This window comes from Bacillus sp. SM2101 (assembly GCF_018588585.1).
Classification (GTDB): Bacteria; Bacillota; Bacilli; order Bacillales; family SM2101; genus Nanhaiella; species Nanhaiella sioensis.
The window spans coordinates 42,000-54,253 of record NZ_JAEUFG010000016.1 but is presented as its reverse complement, the minus strand read 5'-3'; the positions used below and the strand labels follow the sequence as shown (position 1 = coordinate 54,253).

17 protein-coding genes are annotated in these 12,254 nt (G+C 35.7%); 2 read left to right on the top strand and 15 right to left on the bottom strand.

Going from position 1 to position 12,254, the window contains the following annotated elements; translation table 11 throughout:
* Window positions 1–56 precede the first annotated feature (56 nt).
* The 10 genes from JM172_RS15780 to JM172_RS15735 all read right to left on the bottom strand — a co-directional run bounded on the left by JM172_RS15780 (window position 57) and on the right by JM172_RS15735 (window position 8,439).
* A complete protein-coding gene (locus JM172_RS15780) occupies window positions 57–191 on the bottom strand; it encodes a YjcZ family sporulation protein (protein ID WP_214483337.1) in 135 nt (44 codons plus the stop codon).
* A gap of 252 nt (window positions 192–443) precedes the next feature.
* Window positions 444–680, bottom strand: coding sequence for a hypothetical protein (locus tag JM172_RS15775; RefSeq protein WP_214483336.1), 237 nt, complete (start codon window positions 678–680; stop codon window positions 444–446).
* A gap of 84 nt (window positions 681–764) precedes the next feature.
* On the bottom strand, window positions 765–2,192 hold the full coding sequence (locus tag JM172_RS25480; RefSeq protein ID WP_214483335.1) for a dihydrolipoyl dehydrogenase family protein: 1,428 nt from the start codon (window positions 2,190–2,192) through the stop codon (window positions 765–767).
* 15 nt (window positions 2,193–2,207) lie between these two features.
* Window positions 2,208–2,789, bottom strand: coding sequence for a CDP-alcohol phosphatidyltransferase family protein (locus tag JM172_RS15765; RefSeq protein WP_214483334.1), 582 nt, complete (start codon window positions 2,787–2,789; stop codon window positions 2,208–2,210).
* 31 nt (window positions 2,790–2,820) lie between these two features.
* Complete coding sequence (locus JM172_RS15760; protein ID WP_214483333.1) at window positions 2,821–3,471, bottom strand: TVP38/TMEM64 family protein; 651 nt, start codon at window positions 3,469–3,471, stop codon at window positions 2,821–2,823.
* 194 nt (window positions 3,472–3,665) lie between these two features.
* Window positions 3,666–4,640 (bottom strand): ABC transporter ATP-binding protein, encoded by a 975-nt coding sequence (locus JM172_RS15755; RefSeq protein WP_214483332.1) that lies wholly within the window; start codon window positions 4,638–4,640, stop codon window positions 3,666–3,668.
* Window positions 4,641–4,653: 13 nt separating this feature from the next.
* On the bottom strand, window positions 4,654–5,442 hold the full coding sequence (locus tag JM172_RS15750; protein WP_214483331.1) for an ABC transporter permease: 789 nt from the start codon (window positions 5,440–5,442) through the stop codon (window positions 4,654–4,656).
* Window positions 5,442–6,311 carry an ABC transporter permease gene (locus JM172_RS15745; RefSeq protein WP_214483330.1) on the bottom strand — a complete coding sequence of 290 codons (870 nt, stop codon included), beginning with the start codon at window positions 6,309–6,311 and terminating at the stop codon, window positions 5,442–5,444. Before JM172_RS15745 ends, JM172_RS15750 begins: the two co-directional genes overlap by 1 nt.
* A complete protein-coding gene (locus tag JM172_RS15740) occupies window positions 6,289–7,527 on the bottom strand; it encodes an ABC transporter substrate-binding protein (RefSeq protein ID WP_214483329.1) in 1,239 nt (412 codons plus the stop codon). Before JM172_RS15740 ends, JM172_RS15745 begins: the two co-directional genes overlap by 23 nt.
* 687 nt (window positions 7,528–8,214) lie before the next feature.
* Window positions 8,215–8,439 carry a glutaredoxin family protein gene (locus tag JM172_RS15735; RefSeq protein ID WP_214483328.1) on the bottom strand — a complete coding sequence of 75 codons (225 nt, stop codon included), beginning with the start codon at window positions 8,437–8,439 and terminating at the stop codon, window positions 8,215–8,217.
* 192 nt (window positions 8,440–8,631) lie between these two features.
* Here JM172_RS15735 and JM172_RS15730 point away from each other — a divergent pair, with 192 nt between their 5' ends.
* Window positions 8,632–8,943, top strand: coding sequence for a thioredoxin family protein (locus JM172_RS15730; protein ID WP_214483327.1), 312 nt, complete (start codon window positions 8,632–8,634; stop codon window positions 8,941–8,943).
* Window positions 8,944–9,049: 106 nt separating this feature from the next.
* A complete protein-coding gene (locus JM172_RS25220; RefSeq protein WP_284730469.1) occupies window positions 9,050–9,184 on the top strand; it encodes a hypothetical protein in 135 nt (44 codons plus the stop codon).
* Window positions 9,185–9,284: 100 nt separating this feature from the next.
* Here JM172_RS25220 and JM172_RS15725 read toward each other — a convergent pair whose 3' ends face one another.
* The 5 genes from JM172_RS15725 to spoVAC are packed head-to-tail and all read right to left on the bottom strand — an operon-like array spanning window position 9,285 to window position 12,241.
* Window positions 9,285–10,145: a DUF421 domain-containing protein gene (locus JM172_RS15725; RefSeq protein WP_214483326.1), complete on the bottom strand. Its 861-nt coding sequence runs from the start codon at window positions 10,143–10,145 to the stop codon at window positions 9,285–9,287.
* 24 nt (window positions 10,146–10,169) lie between these two features.
* On the bottom strand, window positions 10,170–10,376 hold the full coding sequence (locus JM172_RS15720; RefSeq protein WP_214483325.1) for a DUF1657 domain-containing protein: 207 nt from the start codon (window positions 10,374–10,376) through the stop codon (window positions 10,170–10,172).
* Window positions 10,377–10,388: 12 nt separating this feature from the next.
* Window positions 10,389–10,745 carry a stage V sporulation protein AE gene (spoVAE, locus tag JM172_RS15715; RefSeq protein ID WP_214483324.1) on the bottom strand — a complete coding sequence of 119 codons (357 nt, stop codon included), beginning with the start codon at window positions 10,743–10,745 and terminating at the stop codon, window positions 10,389–10,391.
* Complete coding sequence (spoVAD, locus tag JM172_RS15710) at window positions 10,742–11,758, bottom strand: stage V sporulation protein AD (RefSeq protein ID WP_214483323.1); 1,017 nt, start codon at window positions 11,756–11,758, stop codon at window positions 10,742–10,744. The genes spoVAE and spoVAD overlap by 4 nt, the downstream gene beginning before the upstream one ends.
* On the bottom strand, window positions 11,759–12,241 hold the full coding sequence (gene spoVAC / locus JM172_RS15705) for a stage V sporulation protein AC (protein ID WP_214483322.1): 483 nt from the start codon (window positions 12,239–12,241) through the stop codon (window positions 11,759–11,761). It lies immediately after the preceding gene.
* Window positions 12,242–12,254: the final 13 nt, after the last annotated feature.

Below are 12,254 nucleotides of genomic sequence, written 5' to 3'. Positions count from 1 at the left end.
ATATAACCTAAAAGAGGTAGCTTCTAATGGACTTACTTAGTTTTCCAACCTTTAAACTAATACATAAATACGGTCGCACCTACGATTATTAATAGGATAAACAATATTACAAGTAATACAAATGACGACCCACCGTATGGTCCACCATATCCATAACCAGGATATCCATAACAACCAGATCCGCAATACATACCCTTTTAACACCTCCCTGTATATCATCACTATTACTGTATGATGACTAGTCAAATAACGATATGGATAAACGCGGAGATGTCTAGGAATTTTATCAATTGATGTAAAGGATGTAAAAAGAGGCTTTAATATTTGCTGTTTACACTTTTAAGATGCTTTTGATACTGAGACATTAAAATTTATGAATTCAGTTAGCTGTTCTCATGTAGTGAAAATTCATACTAAATATACGAGAAAAAGATATAGCTTGTTTAAAACTTCCTATCTATTTCATTTTGCTTTTGCTCAAAGTACCTTTCTCCCTTTTCCATCATATTCTCAAATTTTCTCCAAAAAGAATCACTTGTATTGTCAAGTTTACCTAAATCTGAATCAAGCTCCCTTGCCCACTGATCAACTTTAGGAGGTGGTTTTTCGTTTGTTTCAGCTTCTCCTGTTATATCTGATAGAAATTTTGCTAACTCCTTCCAAAAATCTGGCACATTCATCACTCATTTCCTGTAAAGTTACCATAATATATTCGTGATGAATGCAGGTTGTTCAATAAATCATAATTGTACATATTCATAAAATTATCGAAACCATTTTATATACTTTTCTGTAATTTTCGGTAACGAGCTATTAAACAGCTTTTCACGCCAATACAAATCAGTTGTCCGCTGTACAGCTGCAGCATGGTTTGGATATGGGTGTATTACTTGAGAAACTGAGCCAATTTTTTGTTTATATTGTTTTGCGTACACGATTTCTTGCATCCAATCTCCTGCACCTGCACCTACTGCATGAGCACCGATTATTTTACCTTTGTTATTCGCAATAATTTTAACCATACCATTTGTGTTATGGTCACTTACAAACCTGTCTACATCAGCTAGAGGTTGAGAGAATACCGAAATATCTCCATATGTCTCTTTTGCTTCCCTCTCAGTCAACCCTAGATGAAACACCTCTGGATCAGTATAAGTTACCCATGGGACGTTATCATAATTGACCTTTTTTGAGATTCCTAACACAGCATTTTGTACGATTAACTTACCTTCCATACCGGCTACATGTGTAAATGGAAACCTTCCATTCACATCCCCAACCGCAAATATATGTTTAATATTTGTTCGTAAATAGTCGTCTACGACAATAGTGCCGCGTTGATCAACGTGGACACCCGCAGCTGATAAATTTAGCTTTGCTGTATTTGGAGTTCTTCCAGAGGCAATGAGAATTTGGTCTACTTGCAACTGTACCTGACCATCGTCCTTTTTTATAGAAACGGATATATGTCCAGACTGTTTACTAACCTCTTCTACTGTTGCATTCGTAAAAATCGTCATTTCATCTTCAAGATGTTTTTGTACATACGGAACGATTTCTTCATCTTCTTTTGATAACAGCCTATCACTTCTCTCAACTACAGTAACCTCGCTACCAAAGCGAGCCAAAGATTGTGCAAGCTCTAAACCAATAGGACCTCCACCAATGACCAATAATCGACCAGGAGCTTCTTTCAAAGAAAAGATTGTTTCATTCGTTATATAATCAATATCATTGATTCCTTTGATTGGTGGAATAAACGGCCTTGATCCAGGAGATATGACAACTCTCTTTCCGTACACAACTTCTCCTGTACTAATTTCGATTTCGTGAGAGGATCGAAAGCTTCCGATACCGATATATACGTCTACTCCCATACTCCGAAATCTATCGGCATCATCATGTTTTGCTATCGTATTAATTGCTACTTTTACTCTTGTCATTGCTGCGTCTAGCGATGGTTTCCCTTGTAATTGTAGTCCGAATTGATCAGTTTGCGTTTTCGCATGATGTACGATCTTAGCTGACTCTATTAATGCTTTCGATGGAACACAGCCATAATGCAAGCAATCTCCACCAGGCTGTTCTTCCTTTTCAATCAACGCTACTTTTGCACCTAATGAACTAGCACCCGCTGCGACTGTTAGTCCACCTGCACCGCCACCAATAACTACTAGGTCGTATTTTTTCACTGTTCTCTCTCCACCTTATGATAAAATTCTTTTTGCTTCTAATAACCGCTGAACTGTTGTAAAAATTTCAATCACTAGAAACAGTAATGTCAACCATACAAGCACATTCGTAAATATCATCATTGCTGAAAAAAGTAAAAATCCTTCTGTTCGCTCTGCTAAACCAGGTTGGTAATAAAAAGATTTAATGCCTTCTTTCTCTGTGACTGCACCGACTGTTAAGAAAATTGTCATTGCAACAATGATTGAAACACTTAATAATAAAAGGCTCCACATCGCTTCAGGGTAACGAAATGCCAATCCTAAAATAACACTAATCTCTACAATGCGATCGAATGTTACATCTAGGACCGTACCAAATGGCGATGGTTTAGTTAGTCGTGCCATTGTGCCATCAACTGCATCTAAAAAACCAGAAGTCCATAAAGCGACCAGTGCTAATACGGTATAATCAAAATAAATAAAAACACCAGTCGTTATACCAATAACAAACGAAATCACAGTTGTTTGATTTGCAGACAAACCTATTTTCAACAAACCTTTTGCCGATCTTTGAAAGATAGGCTGTACGTACTTTCTCGCATGTGTATCAAGCATGATTACACCTCCGTTAATTAATTGAAATTGATTACTTCGTTAAACCTAATCTTTTTTTAAGCTTCTTACTTGTAAAAATCGGAATAATTAATGCGAGTAGAAATACGATAACTGCTATCATAACAATCTTCATATCTCCATGAGCAAAGCTTGAGCCTAAAAAGTTATAAGCAAATGTTCCAGGAATAATACCAATAAACGTTGCTATGACAAAATCTTTAAACCGAACCTTTGAAATACCTGCGATATAACTAATCATGTCGAAATTAAAAATTGGCAACAGGCGTAACAATAAGACATATATAAAGCCTTGTTTTTCTATTTGAGTTTGAATAGACTTCGCCTTTCCAGTCCATTCTTTATTACTAATATTTTTTCCTAGCTTACGGGCAACCCAAAATGATAAAGCGGCACCACATGTTGCTCCTACTACTGTATAAATGGTGCCATTAACAGCACCAAAAGCTAAGCCAGCAGCTAACGAAAGAATAGAAGCTGGAAAAAGGATAAGTGGACGTACAGTATATAAAATGACATAAATAACTGGCGCAAACAGTCCAAATGATAATATCCATTCTCTTATTAACGTCGGAGTAATATTTAAATAGTTATTATTTATCCATATTAAAGTAATAAGAACAGCTATTAATAATATGATTTTTACGATCGTTTGCTTTTTCATTTGCTTCCTCCGTTCATTCCGTTTTAAAAAAAGCTCTTTTCGTAAATTTTGTTGCTAGTTACTAAAATTGAAAAGATGCTCCGAAACCTAGTTGTATACGTGCTTATTTGTTAGAATGAAAATCAACATTCTATAAGAAAACAGCCTCTTTGAAAAGCAAAAGTTATTGTGAAAACAGCATAAAAAATATACTTCTAATCAAGGAATGTGTGTACGTTACTTCGGTTAGTCTCTAGCTTTACTTTTTCTCCTATTTTCACACGACTGTTTGAAGGAACGGTTACACTTTTATTTATTTGATCTACTTCTATTTGATCAAAAAGTTGGCCATGTTTGATAAATCTATTCATTACCTTTCCACTAAAGGCTAGCTTGTGCTGATCAATTTGATTATTGCTCGGAAGCAATTCCAAGTCTTGGATAGGTATAAACTTGTTATGATCTGTGATAAGACCATCACTGAAAAATCTAGCTACTTCCACGTTTACTGGATGATTGTAAACATCTAGTGGCGCACCTAATTGCTGGATTTTATTTTCCATAACAATCGCCACCCTATTCCCAATTGTCATCGCTTCTTCTTTATCATGTGTAACAAAAATTGTCGTAATATTTTCTTTCTGCAATAGTGAAACGATCCATTCTCTTATTGATGAACGCAGCTGAGGGTCTAAGCTACTAAATGGTTCATCTAATAATAACAGCTTCGGTTTAGTCATTAATGCCCGTCCTAATGCTACACGTTGTTGTTGGCCACCTGACAACTCATAAGGATATTTCTTTTCATAATTTATTAATTCAATTTTTTCTAGAAGCTGTCTCGCATGATATATTCGATTTGTTCTTTGGTTATACAGCTTTTTTGCACCGTACATGACGTTTTCAAGTACTGTTAAATGGGGGAAAAGGAGGGCCTGCTGAAACATCATGACAATAGGTCTATTTTCCGCTTTGTCATGAGTTACATTTATACCATCTACCCATATTTCTCCTGTAGATACTTGCTCTAACCCCGCAATACTGCGGAGTATCGTTGTTTTTCCTGAACCAGATGGTCCAACTAAACTAAGTATCTCTCCTTTATCAAGTTGAAAATTAATGTCGTCAATTACTGAAGTATTACCATACTGCTTTGACACGTTTATGCAAGATACAAATGATTCATCCATTTATAGCACCTCTTTATCTTTTAGCAACATATATAACTGTTCTTATGACTAGTTCAATACATAATATAAACACGATAGGGAGGATCGCAAATAGAATAGAAAAGCTAGCAATTACCGCATCATCTACTGTAGTAAAATAAGGGTAGTAAATCGTCGCTAACGTCACTACCGTACCACCTCCGATAAGTGCTGTTAAAACGTATTGACTTAACGAAATGACAAATACGAGAAATGACGCGGTACGTACACTAGTTGATAGTAATGGTAAAGTAATCGTAAGAAATATTTTTAACGGTGATGCACCTAACGATTTAGCTTGTTCTTCCCATTTCACTCCAATACGTTCGTATCCAGCTCTTAAAATTCTAACAGTATAAGGAACGGTTGGAATTAAATGAACAATTGTCACACCAAACCAATGGTCGGCTAACCCCACTTTAATAAAAGTAATGTGTAATCCCATTGCTACTGCTAAACTTGGAATTAGAATAGGAAGTAATAGCAGTGTTTCAAACATTGATTTACCAAAAAAACTCTTTTGTGCTAGCCCTTTCGCAGCAGGAAACGCAATGATAAAGTTTAGAATTAATACACCTATTCCAATTTTTATAGTGGTGTGAAGCGCCTCAATTAGTTTTTGATCTTTAAACAGTGTCATCCAGCCTCTAGCCGAAAAATGTTCAGGTACAACTTGACCAAAACGCCAACCGTATGCAAAGCTATTTACTACAATTAAGGAAACTGGTAAACATACAAGGGATATCATAATAAGTAATCCGATATTTTTAGTGAGCTTTGTCATTATATTTTTCCTCTTATAAGCCTTGTTCTAAGCCTTTGTATACTCATAAAACTTACAGCTGTTGTGACCAAAATAAGTAAAGTTATACAAATAAAAGCAGCGAGTGCAAGCGGACGATTACTCCAATCACCTTCGAAAAACCACTGATAAGCAATAATTGCAATCATTTTCGGGTTTGTTGCTCCAACTAGAAAGGGTACTTCGTAAGCTGCTACGATAAATGCAAACAAGATAATAAATGTCTCAATGATAACTGGGAGAAGCCATTTCCATTCGACTGTCCAAAATACATTCCAACTATTGCCACCAAGAGTACGTACAACATCCTCATAGCGATTGTCAATTTCATAAAAAACAGGAATGAGCATGAGAATTACAAAGGGAACTTCCTTCCATATATAAGTCATCATTATACCTAAACCATCTCGATCCATTGTCAATACTGGAAATTGACTTTGATCACTAATTAGCTCAACTGAGTAAAAAATAGAAGCAATAATACCACTAGATGAAAATAAACTAAATACCATGTAAGCTGCAACGAAATGCGGAAAAATCATCGGTAGCCATACGAGTAACTTTAAGTGACTTTTTTGCAACAAATGATAAATAAACTTTGCACTAATAAGGCCTATTATTAATGACATGACAGTTGATACCATTGTTACTCTTAAACTGAACTTAATTGATTGTATAAACACTGTATTGCTAAATAGCTCTTGATATACGTGCAGTGATACTCCACCATCAGTCGACTGTAACGATTCAATAATTCCGTGAAGAACCCCATACGATATCAAGAGAATTGAGAACAACGTCACAGGAAAAAATAATAATAATGTCTTGTTATGGCGTTTGTACCACTTCATTTTGCCATGTCTCCTTCACCCAATTCACATATAGAGAATCTACTTCTGGTAATAAGTGATCCTTCAAGACTTCTGAAGATAGTACAGAATCCCCTCTGTTGACTTGTCGTAATTGCTTTTGTAAGTCCTCGGAAAGCTTTGTAGGGTCTAGTGCCATATTCTCTCCCCACATAGAAGGCTCCATTTTCTTTAGTTGGGCTTCAGGTGATAATAAATAATTAATTGCAACCATTGCCCCTCCCACGTTAGGACTGTTGTATGGAATCGTTAAAAAATGTGTATTCCCAATCGACCCAGAGTCAAACACAAATGTTTTTGTTGAATCTGGAAAGATCCCTTTTTCGATCAAGCTCTCAACACGTGCTTCATTATAGCCCATTGTCATCCATACCTCACCATCACTGTACAATCGATCTAGTGCAGCTAAATCTTGAGGGTAAGTTTCTCCTGATCTCCATAGAAAAGGTTTAATATCTCGTAAATAAGTCCACATTTCTTGACTTTGAGTATAAATATATTGCTCATCAAAGCTTCGAGATAACAATTGATCTACTCCACCTGCTGCTTCATACATTAAATGCCGTAAAAACGCATTACCTGTAAAGTCACTCGCTTCTGGATATGTGAATTTTCCTTCGTTCTCCTGCACCCACACCTTTAGTTCTTCAAAAGTTCTTGGTGGTTCAGCTATATTTGCTGAATTGTAAGCTAATACAAATTGTACTTTCCCCCATGGTGCTTCCATGTTTTCTGTCGATGTACCAAAATCATATTGCACATCTAAGCTTTCTAAATCGACATATTGCTGGACATTCGGTAGCTTATTAGAAAATGCTCCTAGTAATAACTCATTTTCTTTAGCATTTTTAAAATTTTCACCATTAACCCATATAACATCAATTGTTCCTGAATCTTTGCCTGCTTTTTTTTCAGTTAACAATTTTTGAAGAATATTCTCTGTATCCATCGGTGTGCGGGTTAAAATTATGTCATGCTTCTCAAGTAGTCTAGGTGCAACCCAATCATCAATGTAAGAATTAATCCCTTCATCTCCACCCCACATAAATATATTCACTTCTGTACCACTGGCAAGTTCAATAATATCTTTCCATTCTTGCTGAAGTAAATTCTCAGCTCCGTGTCGGTTAGGTTGATTGTTGTTACAAGCAGATAGTAGAAAGAGAAAAATAATTGATAAAACCTTCAAACTTTTCATATATTGTCCTCCTAGAAAAATATAATATTTTCACTTTCAAGGAGGATCTTACTAGGTATTCTCCCTGATTTTCCTGTTAGCTTTTGGCTGTTTTCACATATGTTGTTGTTTTTCGTATTTTTAAAAAAACACGCACACTCCAAGAGTTCTTGGCATCTTTTCTTCTTTACAACGATGACTAACATATAAACCCACTTTTTATAGTGCTAATTTGGTAACAATAGCAACAAAGTTCACAAAAAGAGCCGTAGCTATTACAAGCTTTTCAATATAGTAGAGTAGCTGCACATTACATTTACCAATGTACAACTATTAAGTAAGGGTGCATTGTCAATTGCTCTTTGCTCTTCGGTTTATTCGTACAAAGGTAAAAATACGTATAAACCCTGTTCGGTTTTTAGCCATAACATGATAACAATTGAACATTATCACTTCTTACTGCCCTAATTTAGTACCAATAGTAAGAAAGTTTATGGAAAGAGCCTTGTTAAATGCTATTATCGCATAGACTACTATAATAGGGCATAGGGCATGCACAAAGGCACCTTTCTTTAACTAGATTATCTTAATTGCCCACAATTTGCATTGTTGTTCCAACACAATTAACGACAACAACCTTAATCAAAGTTTACAAAAAGAACCTTATGAATATATAACGAATATATTAACAATTTATTAAAACCTCATCTACGTTGTAGGAAACATTTTCAAAATGTCTTTACCAATAATCACTTTATCATCTAGATGTAATATTGGTAATGTTATTTCATTAATGAGTTGTTGTAACTCAAGTAAATACTCTTTATGATGAAAAATATTTTTTTCTGTAAATGGTATATTTTTCTTTCGTAAAAAACTCCTTGTATACTGGCAAGATGAACACCCATCCATTGTATATAAAACCGTTGTCAACTTTCATTCCCTCCTTATAATGTCAATTCTAATGACATCATTACTCTTTTTCAGTAAGACAGCTTACATACATTCTACCTATCTAAGGATATACTTTGGAGGAAGAACAAACACAAATCAAATTTGTTCTTTATCTTATCTATTTATGGTACATTGAATAAGTCATTTAATTATGAAAGGGAGAGATCATACATGGAGAAAATCACATCACTTGATCAGTTCAACGATATTACAGCGAGGGACGAAAAATCTATCATCAAATTTTATACAAATTGGTGCCCAGATTGCAGACGTATGGACATGTTTATCGGTGAAATTATTGACGAAAATCCTTCATTAAACTGGTTCGAGATAAATAAAGATGATTTCCCTGAACTAGCGGAAAAATATGATGTAATGGGAATTCCAAGTTTGCTAATATTTAAAAATGGTGACAAACTTAGTCATCTGCATAGTGCAAATGCTAAAACACCTGAACAAGTAAGACAATTTCTAAATGAATAATAATGAGTAGAGCCATTGCAGAATTTATGCAGTGGCTTTATTGTAGTATATATTTTGTTGTTCTTCTCATACTACAAGTAATGCTTACTAAGGGGTTGCTCATATAATGGATCGATTACAGGATAATAAAAAAAGTAATAGTAAAGTGGACCAAGAAAAAGAATTTATTCAACAAACAAACACAAAAAGCCCAAACCAACCTTCTCCACAGCCTAAAGATTATGAAGATATAGAATATTAACGGGATCGTACAAGCGCCTATCTGCATAAACCTTATCTTCATAAGGCGCTTTTTTTTTGAGTGAAATTATTTGGTGTATCATGAACTCAAACCTACTGCTTTAGTGCTCCAAATATGCTGTTAATTTTATCTGCATGTCTTGAAGCTTTTGTGCATTTCTAGCATACATGTCTTTTGCTGTACGATTTTTAGTTTGTAGTGCAAACAATTCAAAATCTGCTTCACATTTTTTTATAGAGGCTAATAGCAATTGCTTTGCTTGTGGTTTAGGAATTTCTATTTTATCGTCATAAACATCTATGGTAAGCTGTCCATAGGAGTCGACCTGTGCAAGAAACACATTTTCTATAGCTACTCCTTTTTTGTCTAGTTCTTCCTTTAACCACCTTCTATTTAAGCCTATCGTCGTAAGGGGCTCATCAAAGATTTGTCCATCCATAACAACAGTTTGCGGCTCCTTTATAGCAGGAGGATTATTAATAACATCCTCAACTGAAAGTGGCTGCTTTTCCTTTTTTAGTAAAACGCTTAAATCTCCATTCGTTTCTAATGTAGCAAATTCAACATCAGCAAATTTAAAGACGTCTTTCTTCCTCAGTTGCTCTAATAGCTCATCTAGCGTATATTTTTCCTTTTTTAAGTTATCCTCCATGATTTTTCCGTTCTTAATGAAAACTGTAGAGTTTCCTTCTACGAAATCTCTAAACTTCTTATTATGTAAAGATAGGAATGAAATAGCTACAGGAAACAATGACCAAATAAAAATGCTTATTAATCCATGCATGACGTTTAGGCCAAGATCCATCGAGAGAGTTCCGGCAATATCACCAATTGTAATCCCAACTATATATTCAAAAAATGATAATTTGGATAATTGCTTTTTCCCTAATATTTTTGTGATGACAAATAAACCAATAATGATTGAAAAAGAACGGATGACAACCTCTATCCAATCAAGCATAGTGTTAGCTCCTTCTCGTAAATATTAAAAACCTCTATATTGAGGCTCTTCCCCTTCTAACTCTCCTACACGTACTTTGATTTCTTCAATAATGTCTTCAGTTAATAGCATCGCTTCATGAAAATTACGTTTAGCCTCACCCTCTACTGATGTTAGTGCTAAACTTTGTAATCCTGCATGAATACCCTTTAAACTTGCTAAGCTTTGCTTTACTTGTGATCCAACGGTCATATCTATCACCTCCTATCCCTTTGGTTTAAAGAGTAACGCTCCGATAAATCCGAATATGATAGCTGCTGAAATCCCCGCACTAGTTACTTCAAACATACCTGTCAGCACTCCTATGATGCCATGTTTTTCAGCTTCTTGTAGCGCACCGTGAACGAGAGAATTCCCAAAGCTTGTAATCGGAATAGTTGCACCTGCACCTGCAAAATCAATAAAAGGTTCGTATAAACCAACGCCATCAAGTATGGCTCCAGCAACAACTAATATACTTAAAGTATGTGCAGGAGTTAACTTAAACACATCAAACATAATTTGTCCGATAACACATATTAAGCCACCAATCACAAAGGCCCAAAAGAAAGTTGCAATCATTCATTCTCATCTCCATTCTCTATGGCTACTGCATGCGCTATGCAAGGAATTGTTTCTCCTTGTTGAAATGAAAGAGGAGATAGTAATGCACCTGTAGCAATGACGAGTATTCTTTTCAGTTCACCTGCTTTCATACGATTAAGTAAATAACCGTACGTAACTGAAGCTGAACAACCTGCCCCACTTGCGCCTGCCAATACAGGCTGACCCTCCCGATAGATAAGTAACCCACAATCTTGATACTTATGATCTTCGATAGCTAGTCCATGTTTTTTTAATAGATCGAGCGAAATCTCTCTTCCGATATGTGCTAAATCACCTGTAATAATTAAATCATAATGATCTGGGTTAATATTCATATCCTGAAAATGAGCCTCTATCGTTTCAACAGCTGCAGGTGCCATTGCTCCGCCCATATTAAAAGGATCAGTTAAACCCATGTCGACGACTCTTCCTATCGTAGCTGAAGTAATTCGCGGTCCTTTCCCCTCTTTACTCACTAATGCAGCACCTGATGCAGTTACAGTCCACTGTGCTGTTGGAGGCTTTTGTCCTCCATATTCGGTAGGATAACGGAATTGTTTTTCCACGGCAGAATTATGACTTGTAGCACCAGTTAACACGTAATTTGCACCTTGATAATTTACAAGAAAAGCACTTAATGCTAATGCCTCCATTGAAGTTGCACAAGCACTAAAAACACCTAAGTATGGTGCACCAATAGACTGTGTTGCAAATGTTGTGGGAGTCATTTGGTTAATTAAATCACCACCTATAACAAACTGTACCTTGTCCTTTGGTAAATGAGCTTTTTCAAGAGTTTTAAAACATGCTTCTTCAAATAATATTTTGTGAGCTTTTTCATAAGAGTCCTCACCAAGCCACAAATCTTCGTGTAATAAGTCAAAATGATCAGCTAGCTTCCCGTTTGCTTCGAATGGTCCACCTACGGTACCTGTTGATATGATGACAGGCTTATGATTAAACACCCATGTACGATGACCTTTCAGCATTTATAGCCCACCCCATTGTGTAACAATCGTTTTAATTAACCCAACGACAAATGCGGAAAATGTACCAAACAGAATAACTGATCCTGCAAGCTTAAACATATTCCCTCCTACACCAAGCACAAAACCTTCCGTACGATGCTCAATACACGCAGAAATAACTGCATTACCAAATCCTGTAACCGGAACTGCACTTCCGGCACCTCCAAATTGTGCAATCCTATCATAAACTCCAAAACCAGTTAAAAGCATCGATATAAAAACCATTGTTGCGACTGTAGGATGTCCAGCGGTTTGCTCGGTAAAATTAAATTGATAAATATAAAAAAGTTGAATCACTTGACCAATGATACAAATAAATCCACCTACGAAAAAAGCTTTTATACAATTCATCAAAACAGGACGCTTCGTCTCTCTTACCTTCTCAAATTGTTGATATTCCTGTTGTGTTGGTGTCAAGTTTTTTAGTTTATTATTTGCCACCATATCTCACCACCTT

Bases quoted from the DNA above. Each gene is read 5' to 3' on its own strand.
- JM172_RS15740 (WP_214483329.1), bottom strand. From the start codon at position 7,527: ATGAAAAGTTTGAAGGTTTTATCAATTATTTTTCTCTTTCTACTATCT.
- JM172_RS15755 (WP_214483332.1), bottom strand. From the start codon at position 4,640: ATGGATGAATCATTTGTATCTTGCATAAACGTGTCAAAGCAGTATGGT.
- spoVAC (WP_214483322.1), bottom strand. From the start codon at position 12,241: ATGGTGGCAAATAATAAACTAAAAAACTTGACACCAACACAACAGGAA.
- JM172_RS15720 (WP_214483325.1), bottom strand. From the start codon at position 10,376: ATGACCGTTGGATCACAAGTAAAGCAAAGCTTAGCAAGTTTAAAGGGT.
- JM172_RS15730 (WP_214483327.1), top strand. From the start codon at position 8,632: ATGGAGAAAATCACATCACTTGATCAGTTCAACGATATTACAGCGAGG.
- JM172_RS15760 (WP_214483333.1), bottom strand. From the start codon at position 3,471: ATGAAAAAGCAAACGATCGTAAAAATCATATTATTAATAGCTGTTCTT.
- JM172_RS15745 (WP_214483330.1), bottom strand. From the start codon at position 6,311: ATGAAGTGGTACAAACGCCATAACAAGACATTATTATTATTTTTTCCT.
- JM172_RS15725 (WP_214483326.1), bottom strand. From the start codon at position 10,145: ATGCTTGATTGGATAGAGGTTGTCATCCGTTCTTTTTCAATCATTATT.
- spoVAE (WP_214483324.1), bottom strand. From the start codon at position 10,745: ATGATTGCAACTTTCTTTTGGGCCTTTGTGATTGGTGGCTTAATATGT.
- JM172_RS15775 (WP_214483336.1), bottom strand. From the start codon at position 680: ATGAATGTGCCAGATTTTTGGAAGGAGTTAGCAAAATTTCTATCAGAT.
- JM172_RS15780 (WP_214483337.1), bottom strand. From the start codon at position 191: ATGTATTGCGGATCTGGTTGTTATGGATATCCTGGTTATGGATATGGT.
- JM172_RS15765 (WP_214483334.1), bottom strand. From the start codon at position 2,789: ATGCTTGATACACATGCGAGAAAGTACGTACAGCCTATCTTTCAAAGA.
- spoVAD (WP_214483323.1), bottom strand. From the start codon at position 11,758: ATGCTGAAAGGTCATCGTACATGGGTGTTTAATCATAAGCCTGTCATC.
- JM172_RS15750 (WP_214483331.1), bottom strand. From the start codon at position 5,442: ATGACAAAGCTCACTAAAAATATCGGATTACTTATTATGATATCCCTT.
- JM172_RS25220 (WP_284730469.1), top strand. From the start codon at position 9,050: ATGGATCGATTACAGGATAATAAAAAAAGTAATAGTAAAGTGGACCAA.